The sequence below is a fragment of the Polyangiaceae bacterium genome (genome assembly GCA_016715885.1).
GTDB lineage: Bacteria > Myxococcota_A > Polyangia > Polyangiales > Polyangiaceae > Polyangium.
Genome location: JADJXL010000022.1, coordinates 205,670 through 220,962, shown reverse-complemented (window position 1 = coordinate 220,962; position 15,293 = coordinate 205,670). Strand labels below are relative to the sequence as shown.

Here is a 15,293-nt window from a genome sequence, read left to right as displayed (position 1 = left end):
CGAGCACGCAAATGAACACGGTGGACGGTTGACACCGGCGTCATCACTGGTGTACACAGGTTTGGCTTCGTCACTGACGAACGGGAGGTACGCTTGGGTGAAATCCCGCTGCTCGACGAGATCGCCATCATTGCAGCGCTCGGAGTTCTCGTTACCGTCATTTTATCGCGATTGCGGCTGCCCACGGTGGCGGGGCTCTTGTTTTCCGGCGCACTCGTTGGGCCCTTCGGGTTCAAGCTGGTCCACTCGATTCATTCGATCGAGATCTTGGCGGAAATCGGCGTTGTTTTGCTGCTCTTCACCATCGGCTTGGAATTTTCGCTGAGCCGGCTGAAAAGCATTTTTCGGCAGGTTGCGCTGGGCGGATTCATTCAAGTGGGTCTGACGACTGCGGTTACGGCGTTCGTCGCGTACGAATTGGGCGAACCCATGGGCCGGTGCATTTTTTATGGGTTCGTCTTTACGCTTTCGAGCACGGCGATCGTACTGCGCGCGCTGGCCGAACGGCGCGAGCTCGACGCTCCACATGGCCGGTTCATCGTGGGTACCTTGATTTTTCAGGATCTATGCGTCGTGCCCATGGTGCTCATCGTGCCCATGCTCGGAAAAGCAGTGTCGGGAGGCGCTGATTCCGCGTCACTCATTGGTCTCGCGCTGGGGAAAGCCACGGCAGTCGTGATTATCACGATTTTGGTTGCGCGCCTCATCGTCCCGCGAGCGCTCGGATGGGTGGCGGCGAGTCGCAGTCGTGAAGTATTTTTGTTGGCAGTTTTGGCGCTGTGCATTGGCACCGCATGGCTCACGGCAAAAGCGGGGTTGTCGCTTGCGCTCGGAGCATTTCTTGGCGGAATGATCGTCGCCGATACCGATTACGGGCATCGTGCAATGGGGGACATGCTTCCCTTGCGAGACGCATTCGTGAGCCTGTTTTTCGTGTCGCTCGGGATGCTCTTCGACATTCGAGTGGTCGCGGAAAAACCACTGCTCGTGGCGCTACTCCTGGTGGGATTTTTCGTCGCCAAGGGGTTTCTCGCGACGCTGGCGGCATTTGCAATGCGGTTTCCGGCGCGCGTCGCGTGGCTGGCAGGCGTTGGGCTGGCGCAATTCGGCGAATTCGGGTTCGTCTTGTGCCGACTCGGTGAATCCACTGGGGTCATCGATGCGGAGGCGACGAAGCCGCTGCTGGCTGCGGGTATCGTGAGCATGTTCCTCACGCCGGTATTCGTTCGCGTCGCGCCGCACCTGACGGCAGGACAACGATTGCTTGCGCCGCTCGAAAAGCTGATTGGCGCTCGCAGCATCGACGAAGCCGATGGCGGCGAAGAGCATGGGCTTTCAGATCATGTGGTGATTGTGGGATTCGGTGTTGCCGGAAAGCTCGTTGGGCGAGCTCTTGCGGCCTGCGACATTCCTTTTGTCGTGCTGGAATTGAATGCAGACACGGTGCGCAAGGCGCGAGCTGCCGGAGAACGCGTCTATTATGGCGATGCTACGAGCGAAGAGGCGCTCGGCCACGCCCATTTGGAAAAGGCACGAGCGCTGCTTTTGCTGATGAATGATCCCGATGCAGCCAAACGCGTCGTGGATACGGCCAAACGCGTCGCGCCCGGCGTGCGGATCCTCATGCGCGCGCGGTATCTGCTCGAAAAACAACAATTGCTCGACATGGGCGCGACGGATGTGGTCGCTGAAGAAGTCGAGGGAGGCGTGGAGATTCTCGCTCGGCTCTTGCGATGGCTCGATGCGCCACGAAACATCATCGAGGACCGCATCGATGAAGCGCGTGCGTCGACGCAGACGACCGAACGTACGATGAAGATTCCACGTCGATCTTTGGAGGAGCAGGGAGGCTTGGCCGATTTGAAAATCGACAGCGCGCTCGTGACGCCCACGAGTCCTGCGGCAGGACACTCGGCAGCCGCGCTCGACGTGCGACGCACGACAGGAGCGCTCATCATTGCGATTCGTCGCGACGGCAAGCTGCTCGACCAGTTCGATCCGAACAATCCGTTTGTCACGGGCGATGTCGTGTACCTGGCGGGCACGACGGATGGCGTCAAGCAGGCGGTGGATCTGCTCACGCGAAAAGCGGCTCCGGCGGAAGGTGCCGAGGCAGCAGAAGCCGTGGCCGATTGATAGGTGCTCCGCGCATGAAGCTCGCCTGACGATTTTCCACGGACAAATTGGATGATCTTCGTATAATATCCATACCATGGCTGCGTCGAACCATCCCCCACCCGACGGCTCGGCTTATGCGCATCTGCCCAAACCGCTACGCGAAACGATCATTCGGTCGTTCCTCGATCGAGTTTCCGGAACGCCTGGAGCGCAGGACAACTTGATGTTCGGTTTTCGCGACCCAGCTCCGAAAACGCCCTGGGAAGCGCTCGATAACTTGGGCCTCATGGCCGTGAATTTGCTCGTACAGCTTTACGATCGCATCGACGGTATCGACGAAACGGGCGAAACGTGGAAGCAAATTCGCTGGATTCGTAATCAATGGTGGGGAGGCAGCGCAGGCATCAAAGTCGCCTATTGGAATCCTGCGGCCATGCGTTTTCGTTTGGATGGATTGTCATCGGGCAGGCACGGCAATCGCGTTGCACGAGACACCTACATCGGCGCGCTCGATCATCAAATGAAGCCTGCCCATTTGCTGCTGCACGGAATGCTCGATCCCCGTGCCGAACCTCCGGATGCCGATACATGGCGCGAAGTGGACATGCCCATGAAAGTGGCCGTGCATTTCTGCGTCGGTAAAGGCGATTTGCGCGGACCCGAGGACGATCGCCCAGTGAAGCTCGACGACATTCACCTGGATTGGTCGTCACCCGTGGGAAATATGGATCCGGACACGGGCTACTGCAATTACCTCGAACCGTGGCAAGGTGCGCTCGAACATTGGTATCAAGCGCATTATGGTCACGACGCGCCGGTGTTCACGTTCGATTGCATCGAAAAGGACATCGCGCATGGTCGTGAAGTGTTTTCGAGGCAGCGCGAAGAAGCGGAGCTGACGCGGCTGCGGGAATTCGCAACGCAATGGAGCCGAATCAAACACTCGCTCGCCGTTCGAGGAAAATCGGGCTACGACGAGTCGCTCGGCCATTACGAAACACTGAAGCGGCTGCTCGGCCCCTTTGCGAGGAATGCACGCTGACTGGAAATGGGATGAACATGGACGCAACTTCATCGATCTCGGCACGCGCAGCAACCATTTCGGACCACGGGCATTACGCGGCCATGCTCCCCGAGCTGGGCGTGGACGACCCTATTCTGGAACCTGCTCGCTGGTCCGCGGAATTGATGCCTGGGACGCTCCTTTTCGAGGAAAATGGAGTCGTCGTCGGATACGCTTGGATTGTCCCGATGGGCGACGTCGCTTATGTACGACACGTGGTCGTCGCGAAAAACGCTCGCGGACGAGGCGTAGGGCGTTTCATCATGCGCGAGATTGCCAGGCGCATGCGCGCTGCTGGTTGCACCGATTGGGTGCTCAACGTGAAAGTGGACAACGTCCCGGCAATACGACTTTATTCATCGATAGGATTCGAAAAGGAATATGATTCGGCGTCCATGCGGCTTGCGTGGGACGTCGTGGAGCACCTTCCCAGCGAGGCAGGGTATTCAGCACGCCTCATCGAAAGGCGGGAAGATGAACTCGTCGAGCGAGCCTTCAATTTGTTGAAAAATAGAATCGCAAATGTGCGCCTGCAAAATGGCTGGATCCTCATGCGCCTGGAAGATCCAATGAACCCCGACGACTACGGCATCGGATTCACTTGCTTTCAGCCGCAATTCCCAGGCTGTTTCCCATTCGCGTCGCCCGACCAGACCTCGCTCGCGTGCTGCTCGATGCAGCTCGCCCGCATGCCCTGCCAACGTTCGACTACATCAACATCTTCGTGGAAAATGATGCGGGTCTCAAACGACTCTTCGTAAATGCGGGCGGGAAAGTGCTCTTCGAGGTCATGCACATGCGCGGCAAAATTCCCGCTTCATGATTCACGTGCGAGCGCTCTTTGCGCTGCTTGCGTCGCTTTTGACGGCTTGCACGAGCTCGGTGTATCCGCGGCCAGCAGATACGGCGCCAGCCAAACGCTTTGCCGTCGAAGCGAACGCGTCACTCTTGGCGCTCAGCGCAAACGAAGCTCGCGTGCTCGATCCTGCGGGCAAGGAAAGCACGTTCCGCGGCGCGGGCGGAAACGTAGAAGAAGCCGGTGGGCCGATGCCAACGTTCATACCGGAAGTCACCGGTAGGTTTGGCTTGACAGAACGGTTGGAAGTCGCAGCGATTGCATCACCGTTGCGACTTGCAGGTGAAACGCGCTTCGGTTTGCTAGCCGAACGACGACGAGATGCAGTGTCGGTAGCGATTGCGTTCGCCGGAGGTCTTCAACCGTTTTTCGATCGCGAAGGTCCGTGGTTGCGAGCAGGTATCGACATCAGCCGACGAGCTCGATCGCTGCTCGTCATGACAAACCTTTACGCAACGTATGGAAGCGAAGCGCACGCCTTCGTGCTCAATCTGCCGCCTCGCCCAGAAGATGCGCTCATCACGGACGGTGCTCCGCAACATGCGCAAGTGACTCGGCGCGAGGTTCGTTTTCTGCCGAGTGTAGCGATCGGCGCACCGTTCGATTCGGGCTACGTGCTCATCGGAATCGTTCCGTGGTTCGTGGTGCGCGCATGGGCGCCCGATCGAATGCGCTGCGATGGCTGTTTGTCGGGGTACCGAGTCACCGACTTTCGCGAATCGTTCGGCGCGAGCTTGGTGGTGGGAGGAGCGTTTCGGCAGGGCTTCTGACAAGCTTGCTGCACCGCACTCGCATGCGGCGCAGCAACTGGAAGCGTGCGTTGCCGACGAGCGTTACGTCGTCGGCAACTCGAGACGTCACTTCTTCGGCGGCGTGGGTGCCTTGGCGGGCGCAGGCGCTGCCTTGGCGGGCGCGGGCGCTGCCTTGGCGGGCGCGGGAGCCTTCGCGGGCGCGGGCGCTGCCTTGGCGGGCGCAGGAGCCTTCGCGGGCACCGGAATCTTGGCCGGAGCGGGCGTCGCCGGAGCGGGCGTCGCCGGAGCGGTATCGCCAGGCTTCGCTGGAGCGGGCGTCGCGGGTGCAGGCGCAGCAGACGTCGGTGCGGTGACCGAGCCCTTCGGGACCTTCTCCACGATCACGAACTGCACGCGGCGGTTCTGCTGACGACCCTCTTCCGTCGTGTTGTCGCCGATCGGTTTGTCAGGACCGTACCCTTGCGTCACGAGCCGATCTGCTTCGATGCCGCGGCTCACGAGCGCCTTCTTCACGCTGTCGGCGCGCGACTGCGAGAGCCGCTTGTTGAGGAACGCGGAGCCCTTGTTGTCCGTGTGCCCTTGCACCTCGAGCTTCTTGATCTCCGGGTGCTCCTTCAACACGCCCGCGACTTCGTCGAGCAACGGATCCGACACCTTCTTGATCGTTGCCTTCGCGGTGTCGAACTGCACCTGCTGCAAGATGATGACCTCCGTCTCCGTCACGCGAACGGCCACGGGGCAACCGTTCTTCGTCGGATCCGGATCGGCCTTGCCCTTCTCGTTCGGACACGCGTCCTTGTCGTCGCGAATCGTGTCGCCGTCGGTATCGCCCGGACAACCGTTCGTCGCCGGATCGGACGTCTTCAGGCCCTTGATGTCCACGCACGCGTCTTCCGCGTCGATCACGCCGTCCTCATCCTTGTCCGACGGGCAGCCGTTCTTCGCCTTGTCCGGATGCGCAACACCCTTCACTTGCGGGCACGCATCTTCGGCATCGATGATGCCGTCATCGTCGGCATCCGGCGGGCAGCCATTCTTCGCCGGGTTGTCACTCCCAACGCCCGGCACCTGCGGGCACGCATCCTGCGCGTCCATGATGCCATCGTTGTCGCTGTCCGGCGGACAGCCATTCTTCGCCGGATCGGCGTTCGTTACGCCCTTGACTTCCTTGCAAGCGTCTTGATCGTCGATGATCCCATCCTCATCCGTATCCTTCGGCTTCGGAGGCTCGGGCTTCTTCATCTGTGGCGTATACGAAATCATGCCCACGACGCGCACTTGCGGCGTACCGATGCCCGCGGACAAACCCGTACCAACGCCGACACCTGCCTCGAAATTCTCCAAGAACCGGTAACGAGCATCGAGCATCGCTTCCAAGTTCGTCGCTCGCTTCAGCGGCGTATCATTGTCATTGTCCAAGACAAACCCCGCCGTGATCTCGGGGCCAATTTGGAAGTTTCGCTCTTCACCGAGCAGGATGCCAACGCCTGCTCCCGTGCGTAGCGTCGTGCCTTGCGCCACGCCGTCCGGGCCGCCGTAGATCACTGCGCGACGAAGATCGGGACCCAAGTCGAACGACCACACGAATCTTTCTTTCACGCGACCGCCGGCGATCACTTGCGGAAGCGCTCGCGCGCCTTCGCCCACGAACGATCCTTCACTCGCATCGCCCGTCGGCAGCCACACGTAGCCACCGATCGCCAACTGGAATGGATCCCAGTACGTGCCGATCAAGCTCACGCGAGCGCCGAAGCGCAAGTCACCGATCGCCGCAGAGCTCGGCGACGTGAACGACATGCCGCCGCCCGACGGGCTTTCGCCAGCTTGCATGAGCGCGACGGGGAACGCGACGTTCACCATCACCTTCTGTCCAAACGCAAAGCCAGCGTTCAGATGCAAAAACAGTTGGTCGCTGACGATCGCGCCGATCCGCGTGCCGTCCGCCTGCTTGAGCACCAACGGATCGCGGCCGTAGTCGAACAGAAGCGAGGCGTGCGGTGTCAGATCACCTGCAACGTAGGGAGACTGCACGCCGAACATCCGATCGCCAGCGGGCGCGGGATTGAATCGGTTCAGCGCGAGCCCCGGTGATACCGGTGCATCCTGTGCCGACGCGCCAGCCGTCAAGCTAGCAAGCGCAAGCATGCACGTCGCCGCCATCGAGCGTCGAACCGAGCGGTTATGAAACGAGCTTTTTCCCCTACGCATTTGAATCACGATCCACTCCTGAAACAGCACCCAAGTCACACTGATACCCGGCTCGCGGTCTTCCTTGCGAAGCAGCGGCCGGACCGATGCATGCGCGGCATCTTCGCCCAGGTCATACACAAGACGCAAGAAGCTTCGCTGCAAATTTTGGTGAGAAATCATCCGTGCCAAACGCGTGACGGTTTTCCGCAACGCCACAGAGCAAGCAGCAATCGGGATGGCTTGCACCGCTGAGGCACGGCGTGTCCCAAACTACCGCACCTGTTCAACCTCGAACGTCATTTCGGCCGTACGGAGACGCTCGACGAGCCGCATGCCCATGGCGGTTGCAGGCGTGAGCACGCCGCCTTCGAAACCCGGTTGTGGCGTATCGAGCGCCAAACAAAGGGCCGATTGCCCAATCATCCGCGACGTCGCCAAATAGCCCGGATCACCCCGTCCCGAAACGCGCACCGCAATCGTCGGCGTCTCGTCGCCTTCCAATCGCCCCAAGAAGCGCAGCGTGAAACGGCCATTCTCACGCGCTTCCTTGGACGGCCCGTCGCCGGGAGCAATTTTTTCGCTAATGAGTTTCCTTGCAGGCGGCAATGCCAAGAGCGACATGCCGAGGATGATCCCTCCCGTCATGAGGCCGGCCGGGACAAACCCCCAACGACCCCCGGGCATGGCAAGCTCTTCCGTGTATTTGAACATGCGTCCATACGAATGACCCAAGAGCGCATTCGAACGGCGCACGACCCGCATGTTGACGCTCGCCATGAGCCACGGTGCCGCCCACGCATCGAGCGTGGTATCGAATCGAGGTGTCATGCGATCACCCTCGTCCGTATTCGGTTCGCTCGCGCGATCGGGGCTCAATGCATAAGGGTCAGCCAACAGGCGCCGAGCGTCAGGATCGTGCATCATGAGCTCACTGACGAGCAGCATGCTGGCCACTGTCCCGCCGCTCACGCCGCCCTTCGAATCCGTGACGAACCCACGAACCTCGGCCAATGGTTTGCCGCGCCTTCGCGCTTCATCGGCCAAGAAAAACACACCAAGGTCCGATGGAATCGAATCGAAACCGCACGCGGGAACGATACGCGTATTCGATGCTTTGGCCTTTTCGTGGAATTCGTCGATGGCCCAACGCATGAAGTGCACTTCGCCCGTCAAGTCACAATAATCGGTGCCTCGATGCACACACGCAGCGACCAATTTCTTGCCGTAAAGACCATACGGTCCCACGGTCGTGGCAATGACTTTCGTCTTCGACGCAAGCGCTTCGAGCGACGCTTCATCGTCGGCGTTGGCCTCGAGCAGCGGCACGTCCGCGGCGGCAGGAAATTCTGCCGCGATTTCCTTGCGCACGCGTTCGAGTTTGTCGTGGCTACGTCCCGCCATCGCCCAACGCACGGGGAAGTTCGAGCGCGCCATGTATTCGGCGATCAGGCGACCGACGAATCCCGTCGCGCCCCAGATGACCACATCGAATTCGCGGCTTGCTTGATCGCTTTTGGTCTGCATCGGTTCTCACTCGTTACGAGAAGGCCCGACGCTATACCCCCCGCCCAAGCGTTTGTCCATAGGCTATTGTGCCGGAGAACTCAGCACGCATCCGCACCCGCAACGATCGAAAAACGGTTCTTCGCCTACGGCACAAAAGAACCGAATGGCCGCACAAGCCTCCGGGTCGCGACCAATGAACCGCTTGCGAGGATCGGGCAAACAGCGGAAGAGACGCCATCCCGGATCGATGAGCGTCGGGCGGATGATCCGCGGGCGCCACATGAATCGTTCTTCGGCAAGGCCCACGTCCACTTCTTCCTCGTCCTCTGCACCATCATCCACCGTCACCGCACAAGCACTCGCAAACAATCCCGCTCCCGCGACGAGCATGGCGGCGGCCACATAACGACTCCACATACGAGCGCCCCTCCCGCTCGGCACGAATGCAGGAAACGCGCCCAGCGTTCAGGCCGAGCGCACTCGTGACCTGCGCAAGAGCCGCACGAATTCAAAGACGAAAATGTACCGCACGAATGCGGGAAAACGGGAGGCTACGAAGTTGCGCCAAGACGCGCTCGTGCAAACGCCCCGAGTGCATCTAGACAAACTGCAGGAATTTCATGTGCGCCACCATGAGGCACCCACGTGACGTTCGCCCCCGCGGCTTTCATCATATCCCGCAATGCTTCCGCTCGAACAAAAGGCAAAAGCGGATCGCGCCGGCCATGCGTGACGAGCGCGTGCAAATGGGCTCCGTGCCGAGACAAACCTTCGCACCACATGTCGCCTCCGAGCCGCGTTCCCGAAAGCACGACGAGACCCGCAAACGGCTGGGACGACGAAACGAATACCTCGGTCGCGAGCATCGACCCTTGAGAAAACCCGCCGATGACGAGCCTGTCGCGCGTGACGCCGTGGTCTTTCTCGAGGGCTTCGAGCGTGCCCAGGAGCGCTTGTTTGGCCTGTTCGAGGCCTGGGGGGTTTTCATCGAGACGCTTCATCGCGGCATCGATGTCGCCTCGCATGAGGTGCATCATCAACTGATCCATGCCGATGTCCCACCACGCGCGGCCGTACATGCCCGGACCCACGGGGACTTCGAGCGGCGCTTCGGGAAAGAACCAACGCACGTCGCGGCCTGCATCGACGACGCGTGCGAGGCTGACGAGGTCGTTTCCGGGCGCGCCGAAACCGTGACAAAGCAAAATGGCGGGGCCATTTCCGCCGCCCTGACGATCACTGCCCCCGCGCGCATGCACGCGAAGCGGTCCGATGGTGGTGACATCCATGGCGCGCACGGTAGCGCAAAGCGCGCGTCCAAATCCAGCCCGCGACCAATTCTTGCGCTCGCGTGGTTTTCCGTTGATCGCTCGGGCCGGTTGCGAGACGCTCGGGCCGGGAGGCCCAGCATGCCGGACAGCGCGTTCGTTCGCATTCTCGATGATCATGGCTCCGTGGTGAACTTGGCCGTGACGCTCGTTGCTAGAGGGCCCGAAACGGCCGCAGCGTGGACCGAACTTCGCCAAACTCCCGGTACGCACCTTTTGCTCGTGGGCGACCGCGATTACGCCGTAACGCTACAGCAACCGATTGCAGACAATGCCATCGAGCTGCTCGAAGGGCGAAGGCGCAAAGCCGTGCGCGTCGTGTTCCCAGGCAGACCCGCGGTGCGCCGAAGGCTCGAAGACCTGATCGTGGTATCGAAAACGCCCGAAGCGGTGGCCCCCGAAGCCGTCGATTTAACGGATGGCCGCACCAACGCGGCCCCGTTGTGGCTGCTTGCCGATGGCTCGTTTTCGACCGATCGCAGCAACACGGTCCAAGGGAACGCTGCAGGCCCAGCGCTCGTGACGGCTGCTCGATGGATATCGTCCCGGCGAACCACCACATTCGAACGGCTCTTTGCGCCGAGCGCGTTTCACCCGGACGAACCCCTGCGGCCGGAGCGATTGACGGCCGAACAGGCTCGAGGATTGCTGAAGCAACTGCGCAGCGCCCTCCAAGCAGCCGCCGTCGAGGAAGCGTTTGCAAAGGAAAACGTTACGGAGGCCGCTCAGATTCGATCGGCGGCATTGACCGTGCTGTCGCACATCGTCGCCACGGCATTGCGCGACCCTGGATTTCGCGGTGTGGCGGACGAAGCCGCGGCCGAAATGTTTTCGCTGGTCGAACGCGAGCACGGGCCGAGCTCCATGCCGGCATTACGAGCGCACGCGATTGCGCTGCTCTCGATGCGTGCGCCTGCTCTATCCGAGGCTGACGCCGACAAAGCGCGGCTGCTGGTGAAATCGCTCGTGCGGGAAGCTCCGCCTTATGACGAATTAACTGGTCCGTGGCGATTTGCGATGTGTTCGGCGCACGATTTCCACGAAGGCGAGGCGGATATTTTTGTCAAGAAATACGGTTTTCGAGACATCGAATTACCGGAAGGATCGCCAGCGCCGCCTTGGGGCAGCAAGTACCGAGTGCTCGAAGCGCCGTTCAAGAATCCTCACGGCAAGTCCATTTTGCTTTATTCGCGATCGGCGAGCCCGAGCGACGAAAATCATGAAATGGGGGTCGAGTTTTTCACCGGGGTGACGATCAATCGCCACGCGCAGCTTGGAGCGTACGACATGCGCGCGTCGATGACCAAGGTGCAGCAAGTTGGTTACAAGCTGATGCTGAATTCGCAATGCGCGGGCCTGACGACTCGATTTGCGATTTCGCGCATTTTTCCCGACGCCGACATCTATTCGTCCTGGGATTCGACGTACTTCCGGACGGACTCGAGCGGCAAGCTGTCGGATTCGGAAGGAGCCGATTGTTTTCACGCGATGCTCCAAGGCATGTGCGCTCGTGAAACGCATCAGCAAATCGAAGCTCGAATGCGAAAGGTTCAGTGGTATCACAAGCAAGGTCGGTTCCCCGGCTTTTCGCAGTTCGTGGGTCCCGGCAACCCGCTCGTTTTCCAGCGCTTTCAGGACGTCAATCATGACGGCAAAGCGGATTTGTACGATGGTTTCTTGGACTTCACGATCGCACAAATCGCAGAAGATGTGCGAAATTCCGTCACGCCGCGTGATCCGGGGGTCTCTGCATCTCAAATCGGAGGTGATGCGGCCACGGGTTTGGCGTGGGCTGCGGGGAGCATGAATCGCGTCACGCAATACTCGAATTTGTGGGAAAGTCTCCCTGGACAAACCGAGCTCTTCTACGCGTTTGCACCGGGTGGTTTTTATAGCGAAATTGAAATGCCGGTCGACGTCGAGGGCGGTTTGCGAGGTGAAAGCGTTGGCAAATTGCCCGCGGTTTGCCGGTATCTGCGAATTGCGAACGGGCATGCGAGCGTGCAAGCCGAAATCATGTTCCACGCACGGCTTTCGCATGCGGGCAAGGAATTCAAGCGACTTCTGTGTGCCGCCGACGCCATGTGGCGCGCATTCGATACCAATCTCCTGTCCGACACGTGCTTCGAAACGATTGCGCACAAACGTGCCGGAGTGCTCCTGATGCTCGCTGGGCTCTTGGAATTCCCAGCGGACCAAAACTTCATCGATGGGCTATGGACGATGGCGCTCGAAACGTTGCGTTTTCCATCCATTTCACGGTCGCTCGTGCGGGCATGCATCACCGAAGCCGATCACGATGCGTCGAATTATTACGGTTCGCGCAGAGGCCTGAAACAATTGCTCGACGACTTGAAGAAAGCCGATCCACTGGCCCGCGAAGTGCTGGACAGCGAGGATCCAAGCGTGGGTCGAGCGAAAGAAATCGCCGGATAGAGTGATCTCGATTACGCAAGGCGGGATGGACAACGGGCGCTCGTCAGGGGATGATGGCGCCGCATGAACCACGGTCCGTACTTCATTCCGCAAGGTGCGCCCCCGGGGACGCCACTGCTCATGGAGGACGAACGGCCTCCCGAGGCGGTATATTATTTTCGCATTTACGGCATCGTCATGATTCTGTCGCTGCTCGGCTTCTTCGGCATGGGCTTGTGGATGATGCTCGAACCGCTGATGAAAGGGTACGGCACGGTAAGGCCTGGTGAATGGATTGGGGGGTTCATCATTGCGGGCATTGCGGTTTTTTTCATCGTGCCGCACGCGATCGTGCTGTTCGCAGGTCGATCGAAGTGGGTGTACACGCTGGCGGTCGTGTTGATTGGCATGAGCATGCTGTGGAATACGTGTTGCTTACCCATCACGATTCCGCTGCTCATCGTGTGGATGAAGCCGGAAACCAAAAAGTGGTACGGGATTAGCTAGCGTTACTTGGCTCGTCGCACGACGACATGGTACGTGGCGCCCAAATGCTTGATCTCCGATTTCGCCACGTTGGCATCGTTGCGATCGAGCCCTTCGCAACGGTCGAGCATCAGCAGATTGGCCCGTTGGGCCAGCAGCAATCGCTCTTTGAACTCGGCAAGACTACAACCCGATGCCTCGCCGCGTTCCTCGAACATGCGATAAAGCGCCGTGACGAATACCTTGTTGCCGTACATGCCCGAGATGGCATCGTCCGCTGCTTCTTGAACGCGCGAAACGAAGTCGCGAAGTGACAGCGACATGAGCGGTGGACGAGATCCACGACGACGCTCTTCGTCACGAATGGTGCGCGCGTGCGTGAGCAAAGCGGTGCGGCCGTGAGGCGACAGCTCCGCCACGATCGCTTCAATTTCCGTCGCGGGATCCTGCGGCGATGTCGATACTGCGGAGAGGGCACCGGTCACGCGTTGCATCCGCATCCACGTGCTCGACTTGCGCTTCATGTTCCTGCCTCGATTCTTGGTCCCTGGATCGTGCGACCCGGGTATTGACGGCTCTGCAATGTGCGAGAAGCGGATTCATGGGAATCGTGCTCATTCTACGTGAAGTCGATGCGAGACGACAAAATTTTTGTGATTAGCATGGATAGTGGGATGCATGCTCACCCAGTGCCTCCCCACGACCCCAGAAGCGCTCACTTCACCCGTTTTGCACGCCCGCGCGGGGTTGAAACCCCGCGCGGGCGTGCGGTGACGCACTTTGGCTCGAGTTATGAGACGATCTCTTTAACCCGGGGCGGGGCGACAATTGCGTTATGTTAGCGCTTATGGGGTCGGGGGGTGAGGTGCAAAAGGCGTTCGTGTTTGATCTACACTCACAGCCCGATATTCATCACCGGAAACACCGGAAGGCCTCCGTGTTTGGACACGTTGATCAATCCGATTTGCACGCCGCGTAGCCGTTCCGTCTTGTTGATGAGCCCCACCTGCACGCCGCGCATCTGCTTGGCGCTGTTGAAGATGCCAATGGTCGCACCCTTCAAGCGCTCGGTCATGTTGACCGCGCCAATCTGCGCACCTTCGACCTCTTCGGCCGTCGAAAACACGCCCGCTTGAAGCCCATAAAACCGATCGTCGACCATGTTGACCGCGCCGAGCTGCGCCCCGATGTGCTCGTCGCCCGTAAAGTTGACGGCACCGATTTGGGCCACACCCGAAAAGTCTTCTTTGACGACGTTGAACCCACCAATCTGAAATAGGCCCTCGAAGTCGTCGCGCCCGTAATTGAAAATGCCGCCAATTTGCACAAGACCCTTGAAGTCATCGCGCACGACATTGCCAAGCGCGCCGATTTGTAGGACGCCCCCGAATTCTTCCTCGACGTAGTTGAATGCGCCGAATTGACCAAAACCCCTGAAGTTGTCATCCACGACGAGATTGACGACGCCCGCTTGGGCTACGCCGTAAAAGCCGTCCTCGACCATGTTGAGCACGCCGAATTGGCCAAGACCGCGAAACCCATCGCCTGCGTAACTCGCAAGGCCAATCTGCGCGACCCCGTAAAACCCACGATCGACCCCATTGAGCAGCCCCAATTGTGCGACGCCACGAAAACTCCCGTGCGCCAGGTTGTTGCCACCGCCAATCTGAAACAAACCACTGAAATTGCCCTGCTCGACCTTGTTGTACGCGCCAACCTGAAAGCCGCCGACGAACCCACCCCCGCGCCGACCACCATAACCATATTCGTCTTCGTTGTATTCGAGACCATTACCAATGACGTTGTACGCTCCGAGCTGCATCGCGCCAATGAATGCATCCGTGCTGTTGCGGCCGCCCATTTGCAAAAGGCCCGCAAATCGACGCGTATCATTGCGAATGATCCCGATTTGCGCCACGCCCGCGAACAGATCCGTAACGACATTGCGGTATATCGCTACCTGCATGCCGCCATAAAACTCTTCCGCCAAGTTCCGACCCAGCGTGACTTGCGCACCGCCGCGAAAGACTTCCTGCGTCTCGGTCAAAAGTAAACCCACCTGCGTAAATCCCGTGAATTCCGCCGCTTCACTCGAAAAGAAACCAAACTGCAATGCGGCGTACGCATCGCGCGCCTTCGGCGTCAAGAGCCCGAACTGCGCGATGCCCGTAAATCGATCGGCCTCGGGCGTGATCCCCACCTGCAAAAAGTACCGATGGTTGGGCTTTGGAGGCAAAGGTGGCGGAATGTATGGCGGCGGGGGTGGCGGTGGTGGAACGTACACCGGCGGCGGGGGCGGCGGCGGAGGGAGCGGCGTCGGGTCAACCGCCACCTCGCTCGGATTGACGCCCTCCCCCAAGGGCGGCGGAGCCGGCACCTCCTGCGCCCACGCCGCAGAAGCGCCCGCAACAGAACCAAAAGCGGCGGCAAACGCCACCACGAACCACGTCCCGCCCCGATGCCCAAATCGATTGTCGCTCGGCATGCTCGTCCCGTCTCGACCGAGCTTACCCCAAGCCCATCGGGAAAAACCAGAGACAACGACGTGTCTTGACGAATCTGCGCGCTGGAATTTGTGG

12 protein-coding genes are annotated in these 15,293 nt (G+C 60.0%); 6 read left to right on the top strand and 6 right to left on the bottom strand.

The annotated features are described in order from the left end of the window. Positions 1 to 93: 93 nt before the first annotated feature. From IPM54_33025 to IPM54_33010, 4 genes are all read left to right on the top strand, one after another. Positions 94 to 2,136, top strand: a complete 2,043-nt coding sequence (locus IPM54_33025; protein ID MBK9264597.1) for a cation:proton antiporter — start codon at positions 94 to 96, stop codon at positions 2,134 to 2,136. Between the two features lie 76 nt (positions 2,137 to 2,212). Further along, positions 2,213 to 3,160 carry a hypothetical protein gene (locus tag IPM54_33020; GenBank protein MBK9264596.1) on the top strand — a complete coding sequence of 316 codons (948 nt, stop codon included), beginning with the start codon at positions 2,213 to 2,215 and terminating at the stop codon, positions 3,158 to 3,160. 17 nt (positions 3,161 to 3,177) lie between these two features. Then, on the top strand, positions 3,178 to 3,942 hold the full coding sequence (locus tag IPM54_33015; GenBank protein ID MBK9264595.1) for a GNAT family N-acetyltransferase: 765 nt from the start codon (positions 3,178 to 3,180) through the stop codon (positions 3,940 to 3,942). A 58-nt stretch (positions 3,943 to 4,000) separates the two neighbouring features. Beyond that, on the top strand, positions 4,001 to 4,807 hold the full coding sequence (locus IPM54_33010; protein MBK9264594.1) for a hypothetical protein: 807 nt from the start codon (positions 4,001 to 4,003) through the stop codon (positions 4,805 to 4,807). Positions 4,808 to 4,894: 87 nt separating this feature from the next. Here IPM54_33010 and IPM54_33005 read toward each other — a convergent pair whose 3' ends face one another. The 4 genes from IPM54_33005 to IPM54_32990 all read right to left on the bottom strand — a co-directional run bounded on the left by IPM54_33005 (position 4,895) and on the right by IPM54_32990 (position 9,774). Continuing rightward, positions 4,895 to 6,949 carry an OmpA family protein gene (locus IPM54_33005; GenBank protein MBK9264593.1) on the bottom strand — a complete coding sequence of 685 codons (2,055 nt, stop codon included), beginning with the start codon at positions 6,947 to 6,949 and terminating at the stop codon, positions 4,895 to 4,897. Positions 6,950 to 7,249: 300 nt separating this feature from the next. Beyond that, the gene (locus IPM54_33000) at positions 7,250 to 8,503 is read right to left on the bottom strand and encodes a saccharopine dehydrogenase NADP-binding domain-containing protein (GenBank protein MBK9264592.1); all 1,254 of its coding nucleotides are present in this window, start codon (positions 8,501 to 8,503) and stop codon (positions 7,250 to 7,252) included. Between the two features lie 63 nt (positions 8,504 to 8,566). Then, positions 8,567 to 8,902 (bottom strand): hypothetical protein, encoded by a 336-nt coding sequence (locus tag IPM54_32995; protein MBK9264591.1) that lies wholly within the window; start codon positions 8,900 to 8,902, stop codon positions 8,567 to 8,569. Positions 8,903 to 9,036: 134 nt separating this feature from the next. Further along, positions 9,037 to 9,774 carry a hypothetical protein gene (locus tag IPM54_32990; protein MBK9264590.1) on the bottom strand — a complete coding sequence of 246 codons (738 nt, stop codon included), beginning with the start codon at positions 9,772 to 9,774 and terminating at the stop codon, positions 9,037 to 9,039. Between the two features lie 120 nt (positions 9,775 to 9,894). On the opposite strand from IPM54_32990, the gene IPM54_32985 reads away from it, so the two are divergent. Next, positions 9,895 to 12,249 (top strand): hypothetical protein, encoded by a 2,355-nt coding sequence (locus IPM54_32985; protein MBK9264589.1) that lies wholly within the window; start codon positions 9,895 to 9,897, stop codon positions 12,247 to 12,249. A gap of 63 nt (positions 12,250 to 12,312) precedes the next feature. After that, complete coding sequence (locus tag IPM54_32980) at positions 12,313 to 12,735, top strand: hypothetical protein (GenBank protein ID MBK9264588.1); 423 nt, start codon at positions 12,313 to 12,315, stop codon at positions 12,733 to 12,735. Positions 12,736 to 12,737: 2 nt separating this feature from the next. On the opposite strand, the gene IPM54_32975 is transcribed toward IPM54_32980, so the two are convergent. Together IPM54_32975 and IPM54_32970 are read right to left on the bottom strand one after the other, a co-directional pair. Continuing rightward, complete coding sequence (locus tag IPM54_32975) at positions 12,738 to 13,238, bottom strand: hypothetical protein (protein MBK9264587.1); 501 nt, start codon at positions 13,236 to 13,238, stop codon at positions 12,738 to 12,740. 371 nt (positions 13,239 to 13,609) lie between these two features. Next, on the bottom strand, positions 13,610 to 15,199 hold the full coding sequence (locus IPM54_32970) for a hypothetical protein (protein ID MBK9264586.1): 1,590 nt from the start codon (positions 15,197 to 15,199) through the stop codon (positions 13,610 to 13,612). Positions 15,200 to 15,293: the final 94 nt, after the last annotated feature.

Bases quoted from the DNA above. Each gene is read 5' to 3' on its own strand.
- IPM54_33020 (MBK9264596.1), top strand. From the start codon at position 2,213: ATGGCTGCGTCGAACCATCCCCCACCCGACGGCTCGGCTTATGCGCAT.
- IPM54_33015 (MBK9264595.1), top strand. From the start codon at position 3,178: ATGGACGCAACTTCATCGATCTCGGCACGCGCAGCAACCATTTCGGAC.
- IPM54_33010 (MBK9264594.1), top strand. From the start codon at position 4,001: ATGATTCACGTGCGAGCGCTCTTTGCGCTGCTTGCGTCGCTTTTGACG.
- IPM54_33005 (MBK9264593.1), bottom strand. From the start codon at position 6,949: ATGGCGGCGACGTGCATGCTTGCGCTTGCTAGCTTGACGGCTGGCGCG.
- IPM54_33000 (MBK9264592.1), bottom strand. From the start codon at position 8,503: ATGCAGACCAAAAGCGATCAAGCAAGCCGCGAATTCGATGTGGTCATC.
- IPM54_32995 (MBK9264591.1), bottom strand. From the start codon at position 8,902: ATGTGGAGTCGTTATGTGGCCGCCGCCATGCTCGTCGCGGGAGCGGGA.
- IPM54_32990 (MBK9264590.1), bottom strand. From the start codon at position 9,774: ATGGATGTCACCACCATCGGACCGCTTCGCGTGCATGCGCGCGGGGGC.
- IPM54_32985 (MBK9264589.1), top strand. From the start codon at position 9,895: ATGCCGGACAGCGCGTTCGTTCGCATTCTCGATGATCATGGCTCCGTG.
- IPM54_32980 (MBK9264588.1), top strand. From the start codon at position 12,313: ATGAACCACGGTCCGTACTTCATTCCGCAAGGTGCGCCCCCGGGGACG.
- IPM54_32975 (MBK9264587.1), bottom strand. From the start codon at position 13,238: ATGAAGCGCAAGTCGAGCACGTGGATGCGGATGCAACGCGTGACCGGT.
- IPM54_32970 (MBK9264586.1), bottom strand. From the start codon at position 15,199: ATGCCGAGCGACAATCGATTTGGGCATCGGGGCGGGACGTGGTTCGTG.